18 protein-coding genes and 1 other annotated feature are annotated in these 23,129 nt (G+C 44.3%); of the genes, 4 read left to right on the top strand and 14 right to left on the bottom strand.

Annotated features, from left to right (window positions below):
* Positions 1-152 precede the first annotated feature (152 nt).
* From BLV90_RS09340 to trpS, 9 genes are all read right to left on the bottom strand, one after another.
* On the bottom strand, positions 153-1,382 hold the full coding sequence (locus BLV90_RS09340; RefSeq protein WP_091739735.1) for an aminopeptidase: 1,230 nt from the start codon (positions 1,380-1,382) through the stop codon (positions 153-155).
* Positions 1,383-1,611: 229 nt separating this feature from the next.
* Positions 1,612-2,238: an NUDIX hydrolase gene (locus BLV90_RS09345; protein ID WP_091739741.1), complete on the bottom strand. Its 627-nt coding sequence runs from the start codon at positions 2,236-2,238 to the stop codon at positions 1,612-1,614.
* 109 nt (positions 2,239-2,347) lie between these two features.
* Positions 2,348-2,860 carry a signal peptidase I gene (gene lepB, locus BLV90_RS09350; protein WP_177167981.1) on the bottom strand — a complete coding sequence of 171 codons (513 nt, stop codon included), beginning with the start codon at positions 2,858-2,860 and terminating at the stop codon, positions 2,348-2,350.
* A 230-nt stretch (positions 2,861-3,090) separates the two neighbouring features.
* Positions 3,091-4,410: an APC family permease gene (locus tag BLV90_RS09355; RefSeq protein ID WP_091739753.1), complete on the bottom strand. Its 1,320-nt coding sequence runs from the start codon at positions 4,408-4,410 to the stop codon at positions 3,091-3,093.
* 111 nt (positions 4,411-4,521) lie between these two features.
* Positions 4,522-5,145, bottom strand: a complete 624-nt coding sequence (locus BLV90_RS09360; protein ID WP_091739759.1) for a LysE family translocator — start codon at positions 5,143-5,145, stop codon at positions 4,522-4,524.
* Between the two features lie 83 nt (positions 5,146-5,228).
* Entirely contained in the window at positions 5,229-6,491 is a 1,263-nt protein-coding gene (gene odhB / locus BLV90_RS09365; RefSeq protein ID WP_091739766.1) for a 2-oxoglutarate dehydrogenase complex dihydrolipoyllysine-residue succinyltransferase, read from the bottom strand.
* Between the two features lie 27 nt (positions 6,492-6,518).
* Complete coding sequence (locus tag BLV90_RS09370; protein WP_091739771.1) at positions 6,519-9,332, bottom strand: 2-oxoglutarate dehydrogenase E1 component; 2,814 nt, start codon at positions 9,330-9,332, stop codon at positions 6,519-6,521.
* 349 nt (positions 9,333-9,681) lie between these two features.
* A complete protein-coding gene (locus BLV90_RS09375) occupies positions 9,682-11,043 on the bottom strand; it encodes an esterase/lipase family protein (RefSeq protein ID WP_091739776.1) in 1,362 nt (453 codons plus the stop codon).
* Positions 11,044-11,316: 273 nt separating this feature from the next.
* Positions 11,317-12,300 (bottom strand): tryptophan--tRNA ligase, encoded by a 984-nt coding sequence (gene trpS, locus BLV90_RS09380; RefSeq protein WP_091739780.1) that lies wholly within the window; start codon positions 12,298-12,300, stop codon positions 11,317-11,319.
* A 42-nt stretch (positions 12,301-12,342) separates the two neighbouring features.
* Positions 12,343-12,568, bottom strand: a binding site (T-box leader).
* Positions 12,569-12,732: 164 nt separating this feature from the next.
* Between trpS and BLV90_RS09385 the strand changes: the two genes are divergently transcribed.
* From BLV90_RS09385 to BLV90_RS09395, 3 genes are all read left to right on the top strand, one after another.
* Complete coding sequence (locus BLV90_RS09385) at positions 12,733-13,233, top strand: CcdC family protein (RefSeq protein WP_091739784.1); 501 nt, start codon at positions 12,733-12,735, stop codon at positions 13,231-13,233.
* A gap of 166 nt (positions 13,234-13,399) precedes the next feature.
* Positions 13,400-14,725 carry an alkaline phosphatase gene (locus tag BLV90_RS09390; RefSeq protein WP_425433873.1) on the top strand — a complete coding sequence of 442 codons (1,326 nt, stop codon included), beginning with the start codon at positions 13,400-13,402 and terminating at the stop codon, positions 14,723-14,725.
* Positions 14,726-14,870: 145 nt separating this feature from the next.
* Positions 14,871-16,934 (top strand): HelD family protein, encoded by a 2,064-nt coding sequence (locus BLV90_RS09395; protein WP_245726306.1) that lies wholly within the window; start codon positions 14,871-14,873, stop codon positions 16,932-16,934.
* Between the two features lie 250 nt (positions 16,935-17,184).
* On the opposite strand, the gene BLV90_RS09400 is transcribed toward BLV90_RS09395, so the two are convergent.
* The 5 genes from BLV90_RS09400 to BLV90_RS09425 form a co-directional block, all read right to left on the bottom strand.
* Positions 17,185-18,543 carry an L-lactate permease gene (locus tag BLV90_RS09400; protein ID WP_143035028.1) on the bottom strand — a complete coding sequence of 453 codons (1,359 nt, stop codon included), beginning with the start codon at positions 18,541-18,543 and terminating at the stop codon, positions 17,185-17,187.
* 571 nt (positions 18,544-19,114) lie between these two features.
* Positions 19,115-19,579 (bottom strand): 2-thiouracil desulfurase family protein, encoded by a 465-nt coding sequence (locus BLV90_RS09410; RefSeq protein ID WP_091739799.1) that lies wholly within the window; start codon positions 19,577-19,579, stop codon positions 19,115-19,117.
* Between the two features lie 245 nt (positions 19,580-19,824).
* Entirely contained in the window at positions 19,825-20,859 is a 1,035-nt protein-coding gene (holA, locus tag BLV90_RS09415; RefSeq protein ID WP_091739803.1) for a DNA polymerase III subunit delta, read from the bottom strand.
* A gap of 16 nt (positions 20,860-20,875) precedes the next feature.
* Positions 20,876-21,658, bottom strand: a complete 783-nt coding sequence (locus BLV90_RS09420) for an anti-sigma factor family protein (protein ID WP_091739806.1) — start codon at positions 21,656-21,658, stop codon at positions 20,876-20,878.
* Positions 21,655-22,206, bottom strand: coding sequence for an RNA polymerase sigma factor (locus BLV90_RS09425; protein ID WP_091739809.1), 552 nt, complete (start codon positions 22,204-22,206; stop codon positions 21,655-21,657). Before BLV90_RS09425 ends, BLV90_RS09420 begins: the two co-directional genes overlap by 4 nt.
* Before the next feature lie 188 nt (positions 22,207-22,394).
* Between BLV90_RS09425 and BLV90_RS09430 the strand changes: the two genes are divergently transcribed.
* Positions 22,395-23,075: an oxidoreductase gene (locus tag BLV90_RS09430; RefSeq protein ID WP_091739812.1), complete on the top strand. Its 681-nt coding sequence runs from the start codon at positions 22,395-22,397 to the stop codon at positions 23,073-23,075.
* Positions 23,076-23,129 lie beyond the last annotated feature (54 nt).

Here is a 23,129-nt window from a genome sequence, read left to right on the forward strand (position 1 = left end):
TCTAAAAAAACAATAAAATCCCAAAATTAAATACCCTTCTGTGCTGTTTATGTTATTTTTTGCAAGAAAAAAGAAGACCTATGAGAATTGGTCTTCTTTTTTCTTGGATTAATTCCATTTTGTCTTTGAAAGAAATGACAGACCATCATCCATTAAAATGCCCAGTTTCCCTTACGGAAGATCGGCTCTCTTTCACCACTAGCTGTCTCACCATCAATATCCATGCTCGCTGAACCGATCATAAAATCAACATGGGTCATGCTATCATTAACTTCTGCTTCCCTGAGCTCTTCCTTAGACATCTCTGTACCACCTTCAATACAGGAAGGAAAACCAGCACCAATTGCTAGATGGTTGGAAGCATTTTCATCAAATAAGGTATGAAAAAAGATCAGGTTAGAATTGGATATGGGTGAATCATGGGGGACCAGAGCAATTTCTCCAAGGTAGTGAGCACCCTCATCCAGCCCAATCATTTGATCTAAAGTCTCTTGCCCTGTCTCAGCATGGTAATTGACAACACGTCCATTTTCAAATTCTAAGACGAAGTTTTCGATCAAGTTTCCTTTGTAACTTAATGGCATGGTGCTACGAACAAACCCTTGTGTTCTATTTCTCAGTGGAGTCGTAAATACTTCCTCCGTAGGCAAATTGGGGTTGAAACAATTTCCTTGATTATTTACTGCAGTTCCTCCAGTCCAGATATGTGTATCCGATAATTCTACGGTTAGTTCGGTACCTGGTGCACTATAATGTAGCTTTTTGTACCGTTTTTCATTTAAATAGGCAACTTTTTCATGCAAGTTGGCATTGTGTTCATTCCAGGTCGCTACTGGATCCTCTTGATCCACTCTCGTTGCCTGAAATATCGCATCCCATAGGTCTTCTACCGCTTCTTCTTCACCCTTATTCGGAAATACTTTCTTCGCCCAAGCAGGAGCAGACGCGGCAAGAATGCACCAGCTTATCTGATCAGAAAGAGTGTACTCTCTAAATTTTTTCAAAGCGCTGCCTGCCGCTTTGGCCGCCGCACTAATTCGTTCAGGATTGACTCCCTTCAATAATTCTGGATCCGACGATTCGATATAAAGATAGGCACCCCCCTGTTCAGCAATCTGCTCCATACCCGCCGCTTTCCACATTGGAAATTCTTCAAAGGCTTCATCAGGTGCACCATCGTATTTTAAACGAGTACAGATCTCATCCTGCCATTCTACATATACATGCTTTGCACCCGCTTCATAAGCCTTTTTCACAATCTTTCTCACTAAGTCCGCAACTTGAATCGAGGCGTTAACGACCAGTGTTTGCCCGGGTTGTACGTTAATTCCTACTTTAACGGCCAATTCCGCATATTTTTCAAGTTTTTTTTGAAAAGACATCGTATTCCCTCATTTGCATTAAAATAATATTTCTTTTTCTATCGGTTAGAAGCTCTCCTCTTTCTCCCCTCTGCTATTTTATCACGATTGTGATCTTTTCTTCTCTACCCCAACGGAATCCTGCCTGATTTCACCAAACGACCTCGCCTATCGGCCATAAAAAACGATAAGATTGCCAATGCGCTACGATCACACTCGGTGATGTTCCTGCTCGAATCAACATGCTTCTCTAGGATGAACCTGCGGAAAGCGCTTCTGTCAGTAGAAGATCGTACTCCTCCGAAAATGGACAGAATTCTTCCTTTGTGAGGCATCGGTGTTCAAATTGTCGTCGTGTACCCTCATAGACAAATCCAGTAGCCTGTAGATTCCCTCGCTCCTTCCGTAGAAAATCCACCATCTCAGAACACTCTGTTTCAAACAAGCCTGCTACTTCTCCTTGATCTGGGTGAAAATCTTCTAGGGCCAGAGTCGTCTCCCATAAGAAAAGATGGCAAAATTCTCGGTCCATCCATCCTTCACTCATCTCACTCTCCCATTGAACAATTCCTAAGAAATGAAGCTCCGCTCTTTCCACTAGTACCCCCAACTCTTCACGCAACTCCCTAACTCCATCATAGGGAAGTTCCCCAGCCGCTAAATGTCCCGCCGCAGAAGCATCCATTTTTCCTGGAAAAGCTTCTTTGTTTTTATTTCTCAATTGAAATAGGACCTTACGCTCTCCTTTTACCCCCCTCCTTATTACCCAGCAATGAAAGGTATGATGCCATAAGCCTTGTTTATGTATTTCGGTTCGTGTATTGGTTCCAACCACATTCATATTCTCATCGAGTTCATCCATCCATTCTTCGATCATCGGCTCCCCCTCTTTTTATTTACTTTCTCTATAAAATCCTTCCCTATTGTACCCCCTATCGAATCTCACAGCAAAAGCAGCCCTAAGGCTGCTTTATTATAAGGATTTTTCAATTATTGGCCAATTCACCAAAGCGATCCAGAGGGGTTAATACCCAATCCGCACGCCCAACAACCTCTCTCATACTAATTAATCCTAATTGACGACTATCTTTGCTATTGTTTCTGTTATCTCCCAGGACATATAGATGATCAGGCAATACTTTCACAGGTGGAGCAGCACCAATAATACGTCCAACCAGATAAGGTTCCTTTATTTTTCTACCATTGCGATATACTTTACCTTCTTTTATTTCTACGGTATCACCTGGTAAACCAATCACGCGTTTAATGTATTTTTCTTTCTCTGTGGCCCGAAAGACGATGACATCTCCGTATCTAGGCTTATCGACATTATAAACCCAGGTATTAACTAGGATTCGCTCATCTGTGTTTAATAGCGGAAGCATCGAATGACCATGAACGATGTATGGAGCTAGAATAAACTTACGTACTACCAAAAGAAGTAGGATAATGATCAGCAAAACTGTTGTAACCCCATTTTTTCGTAACCACTTTCCCACCCTGACACCTCTTCTCCACCAGAAGCCTGATTCAACCCAAGCCCCTGCATCTTTTTTTATTTCAGTAAATTAAACATTCTCCTACTTTTTCCCTTCCTCTATCAATTAATTTGCTCTTTTTTTAAGAGACTATCCAGTTTAGGATGTTCTACGAAAGGGTTCGGTAACCAATATAAAAAGCACCTATTTCACTCACACGAAGGAAATAGATGCTTTTATGCCTGTCTTCTTTAATGTTTATTCTTTCTTTCCAACCACCAGAGAATCGGCAGTCCAATCACCATGATTCCAATAGCCATCAAACTATCTCGTGGTTGTGTCAGCAAGGTGCTCACGACCACAAAACTTGACCCCAGGATCGCAAGGACTGGAATCCATGGGTATAGTGGCACGTTATAGGGCCGTTTTATCCCCCTATTACGGCGACGAAGGATAAAGACTGCAAAAAATGCGAGGATATAAAAGATAAAGATCGCGAAAACAGAGATCTGTGCCAGTTTATCTGGATTACTAACCAACATCAATCCAATAGCGATCATTACTTGACAGGCAATCGCCACAACAGGTACACGGGATATAGGATGAACTCGTGAAAGGAATTTGGAGAAGGGGAGTTGACCTCGTTCAGCCATAGCAAAGGGGATCCGTGAAGATCCAAGGATCATCCCGTTTAATGTGGCAAAAATCGAGACAATGATTCCGACTGTAATTAGTTTACCACCAATCTCTCCAAAGAGGATTTCAGCAGCAGAGCCCCCTGCGTTTGCTCCCAATGTTGCTACTTTCTCTGGGGATAATACATCAAATAAAGCGACATTGACCAAGAGATAAACCGCAGTAGCCAATGCAAGACCAGCAAAAATTACCTTCGGAAGCAATTTAGCAGGGTTTTTCATTTCACCTGCAACGGTCCCAACTATAATCCATCCATCATAGGCAAAGAGACAAGCTAAGATTGCGCCTCCCAAATTACCTCCGCCAGAAAAACCGCTCTCTCCACCCAACACAGGAGCTTCTCCCTGCCAGATCCCAAACACGACAATTAACGCGATTGGAATCAATTTAGCCACAGTCAACACCGTTTGTAAGATACCTCCAAAACGAGTACCCAGGCTATTAACTACTGCAAGGAACACAACGGTTCCAATCCCGATCCAAATGTTCCATTGCTCTGACCACTTAAATAAGCCAGCTACCAAAGAGCCCATATATAAACCTAGTGCACCAATAACTGCCGGGCTGTAGATAACTGTTTGCATCCACCCACTGAGATAGCCGACGGTTTTTCCATAGACTTCCTCAAGATAAACATAAAGTCCACCCGTTTTAAAAATTTGCGTACTCACTTCAGCAATGGTTAATCCACCGGCCATGGTAAGAAGACCAGCCAATAACCAAGCCAATAGTGCCATCGAAGAACTACCAGCCTCTTTCAGCACAGCTCCAGGGGCGACAAACACTCCTGAACCGATCACCGTACCTACCACAAGGGCTAAGGCAACTGTAAAGCCGATTTCTTTTTTAAGTTGTTGTTCTGCTGACACTTGCATTGATATGCCCCACCCTAACTACCATTCATTTTTTACACACACCCGAATAGTATACGATATTGCTTAGATCCTTTACCACGATAAATTGTTATCCAATTTATAGAAATGAAATTATTTCTCTACAAAAACTAGGCGTATTCCAAGCAAAGCATACAACATCACTTTCCCACTTTTCACTACCCCACCTGCTCCAGGTCGGTTTGATAATCTTACCCCAACACTCCCAGCAAATAGCGCAAAGCAGGTAAATATCAAGATGGCCTGCACCATAAATACCAGCCCCAAGAAAATCATGTGCAGCGAAGCCTCTGGTCTACCAGGGGTAACAAACTGGGGAAGTAGCGCAAGAAAGAAAAGAGAAACCTTTGGATTGAGTACATTCATCAATATCCCACGCCGAAAAAGGGCACCTGGTTTAAGGGCTGGTGCATCACCAGTTATCAAAGCACCTGCTGGCTCCTTCCATGCTTGCCAAGCAAGATAGAGTAGATAGGCAGCTCCAGCAAATTTGATGACCTGAAAAGCAAAAGCAGAGGAATATAGCACCGCGGATATTCCAAGGGCTGCGGCTAACGTATGAAGGATAACACCTGAACAAAGCCCGAGGGCAATGATCACACCTGCTTTTTTCCCATGGGAGACACTCTGGGCAATGACAAAGAGATTATCGGGTCCTGGCATAACGGTAAGGAGGATAGCCACTCCTAAAAATTGTACGATCGTTTCCCAAGCCATCTTTATTTCATCCTCCTTTACTCCCTTTCTCTAAAAAAAACACCCCTCTCCATCCGGAGAGAAGTGTTCTCCTAGAACTTTCTTCAACCTTCCAACATCAGCAGTTCTGGATCTTCCAAGAGTTGCTTGATTTTTACCAAGAAGGAGACTGCTTCTGCACCATCCACGATCCGGTGATCATAAGAAAGTGCCAAATACATCATGGGGCGACTTTCAATGCTACCATCTTCGAGAGTGATCGGACGCTGTTGAATTTTGTGCATTCCCAAGATCCCTACTTGGGGAGCATTGAGGATCGGGGTAGACAAGAGAGAACCGAAGACACCTCCATTAGTAATCGTAAAGCTTCCCCCCTGCAACTCATCCAGGGTAAGTGTGTTGTTGCGCGCTTTACCTGCGAGGCGCACGATTTCTTTTTCAATTTCACCAAAGGAAAGCTTGTCTGCATCCCGGACAACCGGAACAACCAGCCCTTCCTGAGCAGAAACAGCGATACCGATATCATAGTATTTCTTCAGAAGCATCTCCTGCCCCTGAATTTCTGCGTTCAGGCGTGGGTAAGCTTTCAGGGCAGCCGTTGCCGCCTTAGCAAAGAAGGACATAAAGCCAAGGTTCACTTCATGTTGTTCTTTGAAGGCTTCTTTACGTCGTTTCCGAATCTCCATCACACGGGTGAGGTCCACTTCATTGAAAGTGGTCAACATTGCAGCTTCATGCTGTGCCTGAACCAAACGATTGGCGATGGTCTGCCGACGACGAGTCATCCGTACACGTTCAGCGGGACGACCATTTTCTTCTGTTTTCGGGTCAGTTGCGGCTTTTGGTTGCTCTGCTTTCTTAGCAGGTGCAGCTTCTTTTCCTTCACGGTAGTTATTTACATCTTCTACGGTGATTCGGCCTGAAGGATCAGCAGTACGCACTTCATCTAGATCAATCCCTTTTTCCCGAGCCAATTTCCGTACGGCAGGGGAGGCAATGCGGGAGGAATGAGACTCTTCTTCAGTATCCGAGGAGGTTTCTTCTTTTGGTTCTTTTTTGGAGTCGGACTCCTCTTTTTTCACTTCTTCCTTCTTTTCTTCCTTCGGCTCTTCTTTCTTCTCGGAAGCTTGGCCACCTACATCAAGGATAGCGATGGTTTCACCCACCTCTACGGTGTCACCCTCTTGCTTCACGATCTCTTTTAGAACCCCAGATTCCTCAGCGTTAATCTCCAAATTAACTTTATCCGTCTCCAGCTCGAGGAGAATTTCTCCCTCTTCCACGGAGTCCCCTGCTGCTTTCATCCAGTTGGCGATGGTCCCTTCAGTAATTGATTCCGCCAATTCAGGGACTTTGATCTCCTTCACATCGATTCCCTCCTGAGTCTCGTTACCTTAGATTTTTAATGCTTCCCGCAGAATGCGTCCTTTTTCTGCTTCGTGGATATCGGGCTTACCCTCCGCTGTACTGGAGCGGTCTGGACGACCGATGTAACTTACTTTTGCCCCTCGTGGAGCAGCACCGCGAAGGCGGGATTCCATATACGTCCAAGCCCCCATATTTCGCGGCTCTTCCTGTACCCATACTAGATCCTTCGCTTGGGAGTATTTCTTGAGGATTGCTTTAATCTCTTTCTCAGGGAATGGATAGAGCTGTTCGACACGCAGTACGTGCACATCTTTTGCTCGCCCTTCCTTCTCAGCCATCTCTTCCAGATCAACAGCTACTTTACCGCTAGCTAGGATGAGACGTTTTATATCACTTGCCTTCTCCACCCAGCCCGATTGTTCTAAAACAAATTGGAAGGAACCGTTTTGGAGAGCTTCACCGTTAACAACCGTCCGCTTACTACGCAGCAAACTTTTTGGTGTCATTAGGATTAGCGGACGAGCATCTTCTGTATTCACGATAGCCGCTTGTCGACGAAGGAGGTGGAAATACTGTGCCGCGTTGGTCACATTGGCCACCGTCCAGTTGTTCTCAGCTGCCATCTGGAGGAAACGTTCCAATCGACCACTGGAATGCTCTGGACCTTGACCTTCATATCCATGCGGTAGAAATATGACAAGACTGGACAATTGTCCCCACTTTGCTCGACCTGCAGATACAAATTGATCCATGATTACTTGTCCAGCATTTGCAAAATCACCATACTGCGCTTCCCATATTACCAGCGTTTCCGGGGAGTACACATTATAGCCGTATTCAAATCCGATGACCGCCGCCTCAGTCAATGGACTGTTGTGCACAGCAAAGGAAGCCTTCGCCTGGGGAAGTTGATGCAAGGGACAAAATTTCTTTCCAGATTCGGGATCATGCAACACCCAGTTGCGTTGAGCAAATGTTCCACGTTCGGAATCCTGGCCTGTAAATCGAATCGGGGTTCCATCCGCTAGGATAGAGCCAATCGCTAGGCTCTCAGCCAATGGCCAGTCGATAGCCCCTTCACCATCGAGTGCGCCTTTACGCCGTTGCAACACCTTCTCCAGTTTCGGATGAGAATTAAACTCCTCAGGACGTTTAAGCATTTCCTCGTTGATGTCACGAAGGAGATCGATATCTACCCCGGTCTTCAATTCACCGATCAGCTTCGGCGCTTTTGAAGAAGCCTCTTGGCCATTGCCATTCTTCCGCTTACCCTTGGCGACTTTATAGGCTTCTTGCAGTCGATCCAGGACTTCTTTTTCCGCTGCCTTTACATCCTCCTCTGTCAACACTCCATCAGTGATCAAAGTTTTAGCATAAGAAGTGCGCAGGGTAGGATGATTGTGTACTTTTTTGTACAGCAGTGGTTGAGTAGAAGTTGGATCGTCTATCTCATTGTGACCAAAGCGGCGGTACCCGATTAAGTCAATCAAGAAATCTTTCTGGAACTTGGTACGGTATTCACAAGCGAGTCTGACAGCCGCAAGGCATGCCTCAGGATCATCCGCATTTATGTGGACAATCGGAATCTCATACCCCTTTGCCAAATCACTCGCATACCGTGTGGAACGCGAATCACTACTATCGGTGGTAAATCCGAGTAAGTTATTTGCAATGATATGGATAGAACCACCCGTTTGAAAACCAGGTAGACGATCAAAGTTCAAGGTTTCAGCTACGACACCCTCACCTGGGAATGCAGCGTCACCATGAACCAAAATCGTCAAGGCGCGGCTAACATCCAGTACAGGATAGCCGCGTGCATCCCGTTCTTCCTGCGCTGCCCGCGTGTAACCTTCAACAACTGGATTCACATACTCCAAGTGACTGGGGTTGTTCGCCAATGCCACTTGTGCAGATTCCACTGTACAGTCTGCTCCAAGATGATATTTCACATCACCAGTGTATCCACTGTTAATACCCATCGACCCTTCAGATGGGACAAGATCTTTATTGGGTGCATGATGGAACTCAGAGAAAATCTTTTCGTAGGGCTTACCCAAAATATGAGCCAATACATTTAAGCGACCCCGGTGTGCCATCCCGATGTTAATGGAGCGAACACCCTCATTGACAGAGCAGTGGATAATCTCATCCATCAACGGAACTAGCATATCCAACCCTTCAACAGAGAAGCGCTTCTGCCCAACAAATGTACGATGTAGGAACTTCTCAAACTCATCAACAGCAATCAGTCGCTTCAAAACCTCAGCCTTCTTCGTTGCATTGACCCGTGGGATGAGACCAGACTCTACTCGCTTATATAACCATTCACGCTCAATCGGGTCATGGACATGACTAAATTGGAAAGCGATGGTGCGAGTATACAGATCCCGTAGATGACATACGGCGTCCTGGGCCGTTTTCACACCCTTTGGTGGATCTGTAAGAATAACCTCAGCAGGGATCGTTTCCAAGTCCTCATTCGTTAGCCCAAAAGCCTCAGGTTGTAATAAGCGTTTATCAGGTTCATGGTAGTTCAGGGGATCAAGCTTTGCTCCCATATGACCATGAATTCGAATACTATTAACCAGTTTCTCAGTAGCCACAACCTTTTGCAAATACGAAGCATTTCCCATCACTTCAACGGTTGTAGGTAGTCCTGTCACCGGCTCGCGACCAGCTCCCCCCATACCAGGAGGTGCTCCATAAGTTTTAAACCACTCTTGCATCGGCTTCTCTACAGAAGACGGATCTTCTAAATACTGTTCATAAAGTTCCTGAGCATAACCCAGGTTGGGTCCATGAAATCGTTGCCATGGATTCCCCGTGTCTGCTTCCATTCCGCGCTCCCTCCAGCTGCGACTCGTTTATCGTTTTATTATCCTCATTATTTATCAGAGCCACTCACATCTTACTTCCCATGCGAATGTCTAATTGGAAACCGCCTTCATTATACACATATCCGACGGGGGCGTTGCAACAGTGGAAATCAGGGTATTCACCCCTTCTATCCTTAGATTTGATTGCTTTTATGACTAAAACGCATAAAAAAGCACCCATACGGGCGCTTTTGCACACTTAACCACGAAATTCGGGGAAATTGCTATGTTTGAATACTCTTTTTATTTATAGACATGCCGATTTCCTTGCTTTTAAGTGGGTTACCTCTGTAGTTCATGGCGAATACGCCTACTCAACATTTAAGGAAGAAAGAAATGCGGCTGTATCACGATACCATGGTCTCATGTCACGAATTCCCCAGCCGATGATATCCATGTGGTCATAGGAATTCATATCACCAAGAAAGTTCCACTTTCCAATCTGGGGTTTATCCTTGTAGGGTAGGATCTCATCTGTGGAACCTAATGATGGCCCATCCATCGAATTCGTATTTGCTAATCCATCATTTTTAAACCATTGGCTATTCACGACAATCCCATCAAACTCTTCCTCATGTTTCCCTATATATAAGGATGTTGGGTACAATACAGGGTTCATTAGCACCTCTGGAACTTCATGTCCAGTGATGGGATCTTTATAAGTTTGTTCTGTACCGACAGAAAAATAGTAAACATCCGGTTGCGTCTTCACCCAACTATTTAATTCTCTCGCGCCAGATGGGTTGAGTTCCCATTCACTGGTATCTTTGCTTTTCTTCCAAATACTGCTTTCGCTTACTCTTTTCATATAACTTTCAAAGGACTCACCCGGTTCCCTTTTCAATCCCCATTGATCCATTTTAAAATCATAATCCAATACTTCTCGGTTGCCTGCAGCAGCCGCAAAGGCTCCAATCATTTGTTGTGCATAGGAACCTGTAATCGACCCTACCTTTCGGGTCAACGTAGAACCATCATGGGGGCTTGAGATCGTGAGTACACTGGAAACCCATGACTTGCGCTGACCATTAAACAGCGAGGAAAGACTACTGTCCTTTGTATAAGCCTTTTCACCACCTATGGAAGCGCTTACATTTTTGTCCCCTTGCTCCAACAACTGAACCAATGTTCGCACAGTTTGCCCACCCATGCTATGACCAATGAGATGAACCTTATTTACTTTCCCAGTTTTTTGGTTGATTTCTCCCCATTCTGGATAAAGCCCTGGATAACTTCTTCCATATCGTGCATGCCCATATTTCTCTGCATGAGCAGCTCCATAATCTGCACGCCCTCCTTTAATCTGAGCATACAATTCTACCGCCCGATCCCAGTTACTAGAGAAAGTGCCAATATCCGCTGCATAAACTTGATAGCCTTGCTTTTGTAAATCCTTTTTAATATCAAACAGGCCTCCCCAGTATTGAAATCCATACAATTCATCAAATCCACCAAGTCCATGCACCATGATAATGGGCTCATTATTCTTCTTGGCATCGGTGAGTGGGGTTAAATCCACACTAGGTTGAATTTTCTGCTCTTTTTTAGCCAACTTAGCAGCATCCTGAGGTGGTTTCTTTACAGATGAAGGCTCTGCATGGACAGATCCTATTGAGCAAGCCCCCACCAACACCGATACAAGCCCTGCTAGTAAAAAACGATTCATACCCATGATTGCTAATAACCCCCTTAAAAATAGTTGATCCCCATCACTCATAAGCAGTAAATTAACCCCGTCATAACAACATGATGGCGAGATACATGCTACTATTAACAAATATTCAATATTATTTTAATCCTTCCTTTACAAAAAAAGAAAAAACTTAATACGCCCCCCATCAGAGCAGAAACCTTCGCGGGTACTTCTCCTGCTAAGCGACATTCCAAAAAAAACGACTCCTCCTCGTCTACTCACCCGAGAAAAGCCGCTTTCACATGATTTCTATCAAAAGGAGACCAGTCCCATAGCATCCTTCATTTTTCCCAATGTTTCATGGGTTGCTTCACGGGCTTTTACAGCACCCTGAGCTAAAATATCCTCAATCTCTCCACTTTGCATGAGCTGGTGGTAGCGTTGTTGAATCGGACGTAGGGTTTCAATCACTGCTTCAGCAGTATCCACCTTTAAGTGACCATAGCCCTTTCCTTGATACTCCTTCACCAATATCGGAATCGATCTGCCTGTCACAACACTCATAATCGATAAGAGATTACTAATCCCTGCTTTTTGTTCAGGATCAAAACGAATCTCTGTATCGGAGTCGGTAACCGCCCGCTTAAATTTCTTCAGGATCGATTTTTCATCCTCTAGCAAGGTTACATAGTTAGCCGGAGTCGATGCACTTTTGCTCATTTTTTTCTCAGGATTATCCAGGCCCATGATCCGTGCCCCTGTATCGGGAATGCGCGGTTCTGGAATGGTGAAAATCTCCTTATACTGTCGATTGAAGCGTTCGGCCAAATCGCGTGCTAGCTCTAGGTGTTGTTTTTGATCCTCACCAACAGGCACCTCATCGGTCTTGTAGAGGAGAATATCCACAGCCATCAGCACAGGGTAGGTAAAAAGTCCTGTTGTTACCGACTCTGAATCCTGCCCTTTATCTTTAAACTGGGTCATCCTCCCTAGTTCACCAAACTTCGCGACACACTGCATCAACCAAGCTGCCTCTGCATGGGCGGAGTTATTGGATTGTAAAAAGAGAGTTGCTTTGTTGGGATCTACTCCAGCGGCGATGTAAAGAGCAGCCAATTCAATGCTCTTTCTACGTAGAACCTCAGGATCTCCAGGGATCGTCAAGGCATGAAGATCCACCACACAGAAAAAACATTCGTCCTTCTCTTGATAAGGGATAAAGTGCTTTAAAGCACCAAGATAGTTCCCTATGTGCAAGACCCCTGTCGGTTGCATACCAGAAAATACACGGGCCATTCCCATCAACTCCTCTTTGTAAAATAAAAAACTCCTCCCCAAAATAGGGACGAGTTTTGCTCGCGGTACCACCCAAGTTCACTCCGCATCCACGGAGCACGCTCATATGCTGAATATCGGCCAGCTACCGGTCTTCCCTTGGCCATCCCATAGCCCTTCGGGTCGACAAACTCCGGAGCCCATTCACGTAGGGAGCTGATCGACTCGCACCATCCGCCGATTCTCTGGGCAACTCACCCACGCTACTCTTCTCCTTCATCGTTTATGCCTTTTGCATCATTATTTTTCCTATTGTAACTTTAGGATCTTCTCGATGCAACGCTTTTCTCTATTTTGTCCACAATTTGGGCTGATGAGTCAACTTTATTGGTGCGAGTGGTATAATAAAGGTAAGAAAGCAACTTTATTTTCGTATGAAGGGAGTTCGCAATGATGGGATCCACTATTCCTCTAAAATTTCATTGGCTGATTACAATAGGCACCCTCATCGTCGCCCTCTCATTTATTTTCATTCGCCTTCGTGCATCCAAACGACCCACTGACGCTAAAAAAATACTTATTCCACCACTGGGCATGAGTACAGGCTTTCTGATGTTTGTTTACCCACCTTTTCATATCCCAATTAGCTGGGCGATAATCTCTTTTTGCCTAGGAGCACTTTTTTTCGCTACTCCTTTAATCCGCACCTCACACTTTGAAGTGGTTGATGGGGATGTGTATCTAAAACGATCCAAAACCTTTATTTGGATCCTTTTGGCTCTCTTCACTGTCCGTATGTTGGCCCACGAATATGTACAAAGCTTTATCACAATCCCCCAGACAGCGGGTATTTTCTTTTGTCTTGCCTTTGGCATGCTTCTACCTTGGCGCATCGCCATGTATCTTCAATATCAACGATTACTCCAACAAACCTCAGCCTCCAGTGATAGGTAAAAAAATATAGTGAAACCGAATGATGTTCATTGAGGAGCTACCAAATTATGGTGTAGCTTCTTTTTCTATCTCGATCACATTATATTTTTTATGTGTAATACGCATGCTATCAACGTATTTTCTAGCCTGATCGAGTATTTATCTTTTAAAATCATGACCATTTGGGGTGACCGGATTGTCTAAAAAATGGACTGAAATTACGATTGCTACGATACTATTTCTCACAAGTTTCTTGATCCATGATCATCAATCCAGTCCTGTCCACGCCCAGACACGGGAGAAACATGCACAAAATGTCATCCTCCTTATCCCCGATGGCTTCTCTTCATCCCAGGCAACGAACTACCGATGGTTTAAAGGAAAAGAAACCATTTTTGACGCGATGCTTGTTGGAATGCAACGTACCTACTCCGCTAATTCTAAGGTGACGGATTCCGCTGCTGCAGCAACAGCTATGGCTACTGGTACCAAAACGAATAACGGGTTGATTGGTGTGGATTCGGAGGGTAAGAAGTTAACAACCATCCTTGAAGCTGCCAACCGTTGTGGAAAAAGTACAGGTTTAGTTAGTACCTCTACAATCACCCACGCTACACCTGCCGCCTTTGCCACTCATGTAGGGGCCCGAGCAAAGGAAAGTGATATCGCTCGACAACTGATTCCTAAGGTAGATGTCCTTCTCGGTGGCGGCAAACAGTTTTTTTTGCCCCAGTCAGCAGGGGGGAAACAACCTCAACGTAATCTAATTAAAGAGGCTAAAAATAAAGACTATCAATTCATCGAAACTCGTCATCAACTTCAACATACTCGAGGCAGTAAGCTGTTAGGTCTTTTTTCTAATAGCCACCTCTCACCAGAACTCCACCGTCCAGAGACTAAGGAACCTAGCTTATCGGAAATGACTACCCGAGCAATCCACACTCTCTCCACCAATAAAAAAGGCTTCTTTCTCATGATTGAAGGCTCTCAGATCGACTTTGCGGGACATGCCCATGATTCTACCTGGTCCATGAATGAAATTGCTGCCTTTGAAAAGGCGGCACAAAAAGCCATCCATTTTGCAAAAAAGGATGGCCATACCCTTGTCGTTATCACAGGGGATCATGAAACGGGCGGAATGTCCGTCGGTGGCTATAATCAATACAAAGCTAACATTGAACTTCTCAGGAATATCACCGCTACTGGGGAAACCATGGCCAAAAAACTGACCCCAGCTCGGGATAATGCTCAACAGATCATCAAGGCCTATGCCGGAATCGATATCACCGCTGAAGAAGCGGCCAAAATCCAAGCATCCCCCCACCTTGCCACCACAATCAATGACATCATCAGCAACTATGCACTCATTGGCTGGACCACTCACGTTCACACTGGGCAAGATGTCCCCTTATACGCTTTTGGAGTAGGTTCCTACCTCTTTAATGGCCTGCATGAGAACACCGATCTTCCAAAATTGATGGCCCAAGCCATGGAAATCCCTTTTTCACAGTAGTCCACTCGTTGCGCCCAAGGTTGCTCCTCCATCTATCTCAGATATATCTTCTTTTCAAAATCAAATCTTTAGGGAAATCCATTGACAGTATAAGCGAAAAGCTATACAATTACCTTCCGTTTTTTTGATGAAGGGAGGTTTTTCGATGGATACGATTAAAAAATTGGAAAACGATAAGCTAGCGGAGACGATTAAGGAAATGGAAAGACAACGAGCAACCCTTGACCTAATTCCTCGTTATCACGGCAAGGACATTGTAGAACATGTTTTAGATGAGCAACGTCAACAGCAACGGAAACGATTGGAGAAAGCAGCTCCAGCACCCTACTTTGGACGATTGGATTTTAAGCCAGAGAGCTCCGAAACAACTGCTTCACTCTATATCGGTAAGGCTGGTGTGGAAGGTGCCGATGGTAAAGATCCGTTAGTGATCGATTGGCGGGCCCCTATCGCCAGCCTCTTTTATTCTTTTACAGGGCAATCCAAGACAGCTTCCTATGAAGCCCCTGAAGAGACGGTCACAGGTACCGTAAGGCTCAAAAGGAATATCGCCATTCATGAACAAATCCTGGAACGCATCGTAGATAGCTATGTAGAGGGTGATGAAAAAAGCGGTGGAGGAGCAAGTGATGACTTTCTCCTTTACCGGCTCGAAGAAAGTAAAGACCATCGCCTTCGAGATATCGTATCAACGATTCAATCCGAACAGGATGCGATCATCCGTGCTGAACGTGAAAAGGCATTGGTGATTCAAGGAGTGCCTGGAAGTGGAAAAACTACCGTAGCCCTTCATCGACTCGCCTACCTCCTCTATCACTATCAAGACCGGATGAAGCCCGAGAAAATGGTTGTCTTCGCTCCCAACCGTATGTTTCTTGATTATATATCCGATGTATTACCCGAGCTTGGCGTTGGCGACATTCAACAAACCACCTTTAATGACTGGGCTTTAGAAATCCTTGGTACATCCATCAAACTCCCCGATACAGCAAAGGTTGCCCGGGATCGATTTGAACAAGATCAGCAATCCGAGGATTCTTCGCAAGTCCGATATAAAGAGTCCATAGATTTTCTCCATCAGCTTGAACAGACACTGGATCAATATGAATCCTCTATACTTCCTGCTAAGGATCTATTGGCATGGGAAGGAGCACTATTATCCAAAGAGACCATCCGAGATTGGTATGATCGCGAATACCGCCACTATCCTCTACTTAAACGCCGAGAGAGGGTCCAAAAACGGATAAAACGATGGATAGAAACAGAGCACACCTCCATCCGGGGTATAGATCCGCGTGGAGAATGGAAAAAGCAAGCCAATAAACGATTACAAGCATATATGAAGCTATGGCCTAAACCCACGCCTCTCCGGCTCTATCGCCAACTACTACGTACCTTAACCAATGAAGAACTTCCTCGAAAATGGCAACCGAAGGAAGAGGATTTAGCCCCACTTCTTCTCATCCAACGCCGTCTAACAGGGATCTTCCCTGAGGATCGTTTCGATCACATCGTCATAGACGAAGCCCAAGACTTCTCTTCCTTTCAAACCGCATTATTACAAAAACATTGTCCTCTAGGCTCCTTTACGATCCTTGGTGATCTTCTCCAAAACATCGTACCTGGACGGGGAATTACTCGGTGGGAGGAAATTCTTGATCTTTTTTCGGAGCAACAACAGGGCTACTATCAGTTAGACCGCAGTTACCGATCCACCATGGAGATTATCAACTTTGCCAATGAGATCATCCAGCCCTATCGAGGCAATGTCAAACCCGCTGAACCTGTTTTTCGTAGCGGGTCTCCAGTGGATGTACGCTCCACCTCCAACAAGCTTATCAAGCACACCATGGAGGCTCTTGATGAGTTAAAATCCCTAGATTGTCGTACTATCGCAGTGATCACCCGCACAGAAAACGATGCACGGAACCTCCATCAAGCACTCCTGGATCAAGGAAAGTCCGTCCATCTTCTCACACCTGGAGAAGCTACCTATCAGGGAGGCATATCCATCATCCCCATTTATCTAGTAAAGGGGCTTGAATTTGATGGGGCGATTTTGACCGATGTAGATCAAGATCGCTACCCAGATGATCCATTCCATGCACGCTTGCTATATGTAGGATGCACACGGGCATTGCATCATTTGAAACTTTTTTGTGGTGGGAAGCCTTCGCCTCTGCTTAGAGAGGCAAGGGTAGGCATATGACAGTAAGGCTATCAACCCTCTACTACACATGCTGGTTAGCCATTCCCGGAGGTCTCCGTTAATTAAAAGCACTTCATACTACAGCTTCAATTTCTTCATCATCAGGGTTTTGAGAAGGAAGAACGGATTCTGCATAGCGAACATTTGCAAATGTTCACTTTCATCCCAATCCTGAAGGGCGTAGTAGGTTTTGTAAGATATAAAAAGACTCCCATATTTATCATGGGAGTCTTTTTATATCCCTGCATCCTTATAAAATCATTTTCCATAGTGCCACTTCAACTATTAAAAGAATTAGGGTACCTATACCAACTAGAGTTATTGTACGTAGCAATTGATTTTCATGTTCAGGAATTTTTCCGATGGTGGTAGCTAATACGACTCTGGATGGACAAGCCATGGTTAAATGCGAAGAGCTCGTATTTTGTGCAAATGCAAAGAGGTCAGGGCTCATATGTAGATGTTGGGCTGTTTTCAATTGTAAATTCATAAACATAGCATTAGATCCTGTGTTGCTCCCAGTAAGAAAACCTCCGAGCCCCCCAATAATTGGAGAAATATATATAAATGTTGACCCCATAAAGGTGGCTGCAGTACTTGAAAGTATCTGAGTCATTCCCGCCTTATCCATAATCTGAGACATAACCACAAATACTAATGTAGACAAGAGCACTGGAATTAATTGCTTTACTGTTTTTATGATACATTCTTTAATCATTGATGTTGATACTTTATATATAAATACGACATATATACAGACCAATAATAGATAGAATCCCGGAGCATACAAAAGAGGAAGTGTGAAGTCGTATTTAGGTAATTGCAATACCAATATTTCCTTTAGGTTGTTTTCTAATAGAGGAAACGTGCGAGTTATAAACAAAAGTATAATCAATAGGATGTAAGCGCTCATAGCGCGAATAATAGAGGAACTAGAATCTAACTTTCCTAATATTGTTGCTTTCTTTTGGGTTATGCGAATCAGTAGCAATTCTACGGATAGTGCTATAATGGCTCCAAAAACACCTGCCAATTCTACACTTACATAATAATTAAAAAACCATACGGCAAGTGATAAAGAACTGCTAACTAAAATAACTTCCCAAAAATGTTTACGTAAAGCGTAAAATCCTCCGCTTACTAAGACCATTAAAAACGAAAAATAAAAAAAAGTAGGAACAGAAAGGATTGCGCTACCTGTACCCAATTTACTTAAAGGATACTCAGTTAAGTTAGATCCAATAACAGTTCCCGTTGCCAAAGCCCCCCAAGGAACTGCCGTTAAGCTTAATAAAGAAATTAATACTGCCTTATATTTATCAAAACCTAACGCAATTAATATAGGAGCAATTACAATCATTGCTAAACCAAATCCACTTGCAGATTCAACTAACGGAGAAAATGCAACGGCTATAAGAAGAACTTGTCTAGTGGGATTTTGTGTTGCTTTAGATACAAAAGATTCTATAATTTCAATAGCTCTAGCTTCATTTATTAAATTAAATAATAGAATACCGAAAAATAATACATAAGAAACAATCGAAGTAGTAAGAATCCCTTTTAAATCATCTCTCCAATGGAGAGATGATTTATCTATATTGTATTCCATTTGTAACTTAATAAGAGAGTCTAAGTGATTTTTGAGCACTTGCGAACAACGAAAATAATAGTCTATCTACTTCTCCACCAAGGCCCATGAAGTAGCCCTTTTATTTTCCATGGATAATAAATTGGTTAAGTGAAGAATTTTTATAATAGCTTTCCCTACAATTTGTTCATTGAGCCTTTGGAAAGGGTTTTCTGGCATAATTCCAAGCTGTACATATTTAGGAATTATTAAAGCTGCCGAGTCAGATCGGTTCATATTAAGACAGGCTGCCGTGAAGTCATTACCTCCAAACAGAGCACCATTAACTTGAACAAATTGACCCTTTATTTCTAGAATTTCGTCAGCTAAGTGATAAGCAATACTACTATAATAATTAATAGGTCTATTCCGATGCTTGGGGTGTTCACAAAAAAAGCATGAGTTTCCTCATACTTTTGATTAATGCTCTCTTAATTTATCAAAGGTTATCTTCCTTCACTCAAGAAACAGACTACTTTCCTCCCTTAGCCACTTAAATTTTAGCAGACCGTCTCTTCAATCTCCCAAGCTGGGTTCATTCTTCATCAACCTGCTACTCCGTTTTCTCCTCCTCATTCCACGTTTCCTCTGAGGCGACTATGATACCATGGCGACGAAAGAGAGCGGTTGTGACACCGATACCCTCCTTTTTCTTCCCGGTATGGGTTCCATCATAAATCTTACAGCTACCACAAGAAGGGCTACTCTCCTTTAATAAAGCCTCTGTTGCCCCAATCGAGAGCGCTACTTGGAGAGCTTCTTCAGCACCGGATATAAATTCATCGGTCACATCTTTCCCGTGAATGTCTATCACCTTTGCTTTACCATCTAGAACATCGTCCCCATCTCCGCCAATTATTTCCGCTGGGGGACGCGGAGTGGATAGGCCACCTAGTTGCTCTGGACAGACTGGGATCGCCTTTCCCTCTCTTACTAATCGTTGAATTTCATCCACGCGATTATGCCCTTTTTTATAAGTACAGTGAATCCCTGCAAAGCATCCACTAACGACTTTCATCCCTCTCACCTCCAAACATTTGCTTCCCCATAAGAGTACGGAAATCACTTATTACCCAAAGAAGTCAAGGTGAACTACTCGCCATTAGAAATGGCAGAGCTTCTCGCTTCATTGAATCGACCCATATTGGGGAGGATTCTCGTTCGCAAAATCCTAAAGTAGTTCTTATATAAAAAATATGACCATCTATCATCAAAAGATCGCCATGATTGAAAACATATAGATGGTTTTAACCCTATGAAAAATCAACTTTCCACACGAGTTCTTTCTGACATAGACAAAAGGAGCCGTTCAACAGCTAAAATTTTATCCAAACGTCCAGATTTAATTGCGTCATCGGCATCGATGGAGCGAAAGAGTAGCTCTCGCAATCTATTTTCCGAGTAGGTGCGAGCTTGTTGGAGAGCCAATTTTACTGGATAGGGGTGAACCTTGAGCACCGTAGCGATTTCCCGTTCTACCTTCCCCTCTTCTGCTAATACCTTCACTTGAAGCATCAGGCGGAACTGACGAATAATGAGCGAGAGAATGCGAATCGGCTCTTCGCGGTTATCAACAAGGTCATAAAAAATAGCTAGGGCTTCCCCTATTTTCCGCCTGGAAACTCGATCCACTAATTTAAATACATCTTGCTCCAGGGTACGAGGAACCAATTCATTCACGATCTCCGGTGTAATCGTTCGCTCTTTTCCTACATAGGTAGTTAACTTATCAATCTCCATAGCCAATAAACGCAAATCACCACCCACTTGTTGGATCAAGAGTTCTACCGTTTGGGGATGTACCCTGGCCTCTGCTTGTTGCAGACGAGCGCTTACCCAGGCAAGGAGAGCTTTTGGTGCAAGTGGCTGACAAGCTACTTCGCGCACATGTTTTTTCATTTCCTTAACCACTTTTTTACGAGCATCCAGTTTCTCTGCTGGAACCGTTAAGATCAGCACATTCTCCATCAATGGGTCGGCTACATAACGGAGAAGCTCTTCCGGTTGATGTTCCACCTTTTCCTTCACCCGTATAGCTGTAAGGAACCAGGCATTTTTACCAATGACTACCCGCCGACCCCCAAAAAAGGATGGAGTTTCCGCTTCACGAACCAAGTCCTGAATTGAAACTTCTTCAAGGTCCAATACGGTTCGATTCCATTCGGAACTTTCTCCACAAAGCGCCTGCTTCTCAACCTCAGCGCATCCTTCATCGATCAAAAATGTTTCGGTTCCGTAAAAAAGATAAACGGGGGCGATTTCCCCCGCCTTTAATTCCCGAGCCAGTTTAGAATCCATCTATCTTCTCCTTTCCTCATCGCCAGGGGCTTCTTTTCTCTGTTTTAGAGGGTAGGTTGATGGTTACAATCTCCCCACGTTGGCCCTTATTTCCTTCCGTAGAACGCACCCATAGAGTTAATTGATCCTTCCCTTGCCAATCCATCTTTGCGACACGTTCATTATTGGATAGGGATTTGGATCGATAAACCTCTTTACCTGATTGGTTTAAAATTACTATCTGTTGATTACTTATCGTTGCTTTATAGGTTCCGTTGGATGAGGAAGTTTTATTAGCCGATGAATCCTCACTTGGATTCACCTTCTGTGCATCCCCTTCACTTTGAATTCCTAATCCTCCACTATTTGAACCTTTGGAAGAAGGAGGGTTTGACGGTTGCCCTTGATTGGAATGGTCATTAGGTGCTGGTAGTATCAACGGAAGAAAGAGGATAGCCATGATGCCAGCAGCGATAGCACTTCCTCCAAGCCACCACCAACGTCGCTTCCGTTTCAGAGGCGAGTCTTTTAATTGTATGGGATGACGATGGATAGACTCCTGCTTATCTTGTCTGTTCTCTTTTTGTTCCTCTACCTTATCATCGGCAGCAATCTGCGTCATTACTGCTTCCGTGAGTGAGAAGCTGGGCTTTACATCAGGGAGGTTATTTAATTGGGAAGATAGATCTAGGAGTATTGCTCTTTCTTCTGCACAACGGGGACAAGAGCGCACATGGTTCTCCAACTCCTGCTCTTCACTGGACGTTAAGTCATTGTCCAATTGCCGCTGTATCCACTCCTGATACGCTTCACACCTCATGATAGCACCCCCCCTTCCTTATAATCCGCCAGCCAACCTTTTAACTTTTTCCGCCCACGGAATAAATGCGATTTCACCGTCCCAACAGGCATATCCATCGCCTCAGCTATTTGATCATAGGTATAATCTTGAAGGTAGCGCAGAACGACAGCGGTTCGTTCTGCTTCTTGTAAGCGGCCAATTGCCTCATGAACGTCTGCTACCGTTCCCCCACTTTCAACCGAGTTTTTTATTCCTTCACTCCCACTGGGTTCAATTTCATCCTTATAGGGAAGTGTTTGTTTACGTTTGCGCGAGATGTCGATAGCCGCATGGATAGCGATTCGCTGTGCCCATGTCTCGAATCGGGCTTCTCCTCGAAAACTTGATAGTTTACGATAGATACGTAAGAGTGCCTCTTGAGAAGCATCCAACGCGTCTTGTTCATTTCCCAACATGTAGTAAGCGGTACGGTAGACAGGGCCTTCCACTTCCTTCAGCAATCGGGCTAAGGCCTCTCGGTCACCCTGTCGAGCATCTTCCACCCAATCCGCTTCGACCACGACCATCCCTCCTGTCATATCAGACGATAATCCCATCTGAAAAGTTGCACATTAATTAAAAAAATAATTCCAACTTATCCATAGAAAGGTTCTCTTCTTCCTCTTTGCCTAAATCTATTGTATCATACGAGAAACTGTCGGCTCGGGGGCCCCACTATCAATCCCCCACTCTTACTATACATTTGGAGGGTACCATGACTCAAAAACACGCTATGGTAGCAGGAGCTAGTGGCCTTGTCGGAAGCAACCTCGTTCCTTTGCTGTTGGAATCACCTGCTTATAATAAAGTAACCCTGCTTCTCCGCCGTGAATTGCCTATCCATCATCCAAAACTAGTACAATGCATTGTCAACTTCGACTACTTGGAAGAGGAGGATCTCTCCTTTCCCGCAGAGGATGTCTTTTGTTGCTTAGGAACTACCATCAAAATAGCAAAAACCCAAGAAGCCTTCCGCCGAGTAGATTTAGAGTATCCTCTAGCCATTGCTCGATTGGCCAAACAGCATCAGACTAAGCGATTTCTTATAATCACCGCCGTTGGATCTGATCCCCACTCTCTCTTCTTTTACAATCGAGTCAAGGGTGAATTAGAAGCCTCTTTACGGAGGCTCCATTTTCCTGCTCTTCATATCCTTCACCCCTCCCTCCTTTTGGGAGAAAGGAAAGAGAAACGAGCAGGAGAATTATTTGCTGGTAAATGGATGCCTCGACTATCTCCTATCATGCAGGGCCCTCTTAAAAAATATCGGGCCATTCATAGTAATACCGTTGCCAAAGCAATGTTCACGATTGCCCAGAGCGAGGCCCAGGGAGTAGCGATTTATGAATCCGATGAACTAATGCGGATTGCCTCCACGATTCAAATGAAAGGATGAGCCCTTGATCGAGGGGCTCATCCTTTCAACAATAGGTAGACACAGCTTAAAACA

This window comes from Marininema mesophilum, from assembly GCF_900106775.1.
Taxonomy (GTDB): Bacteria; Bacillota; Bacilli; order Thermoactinomycetales; family DSM-45169; genus Marininema; species Marininema mesophilum.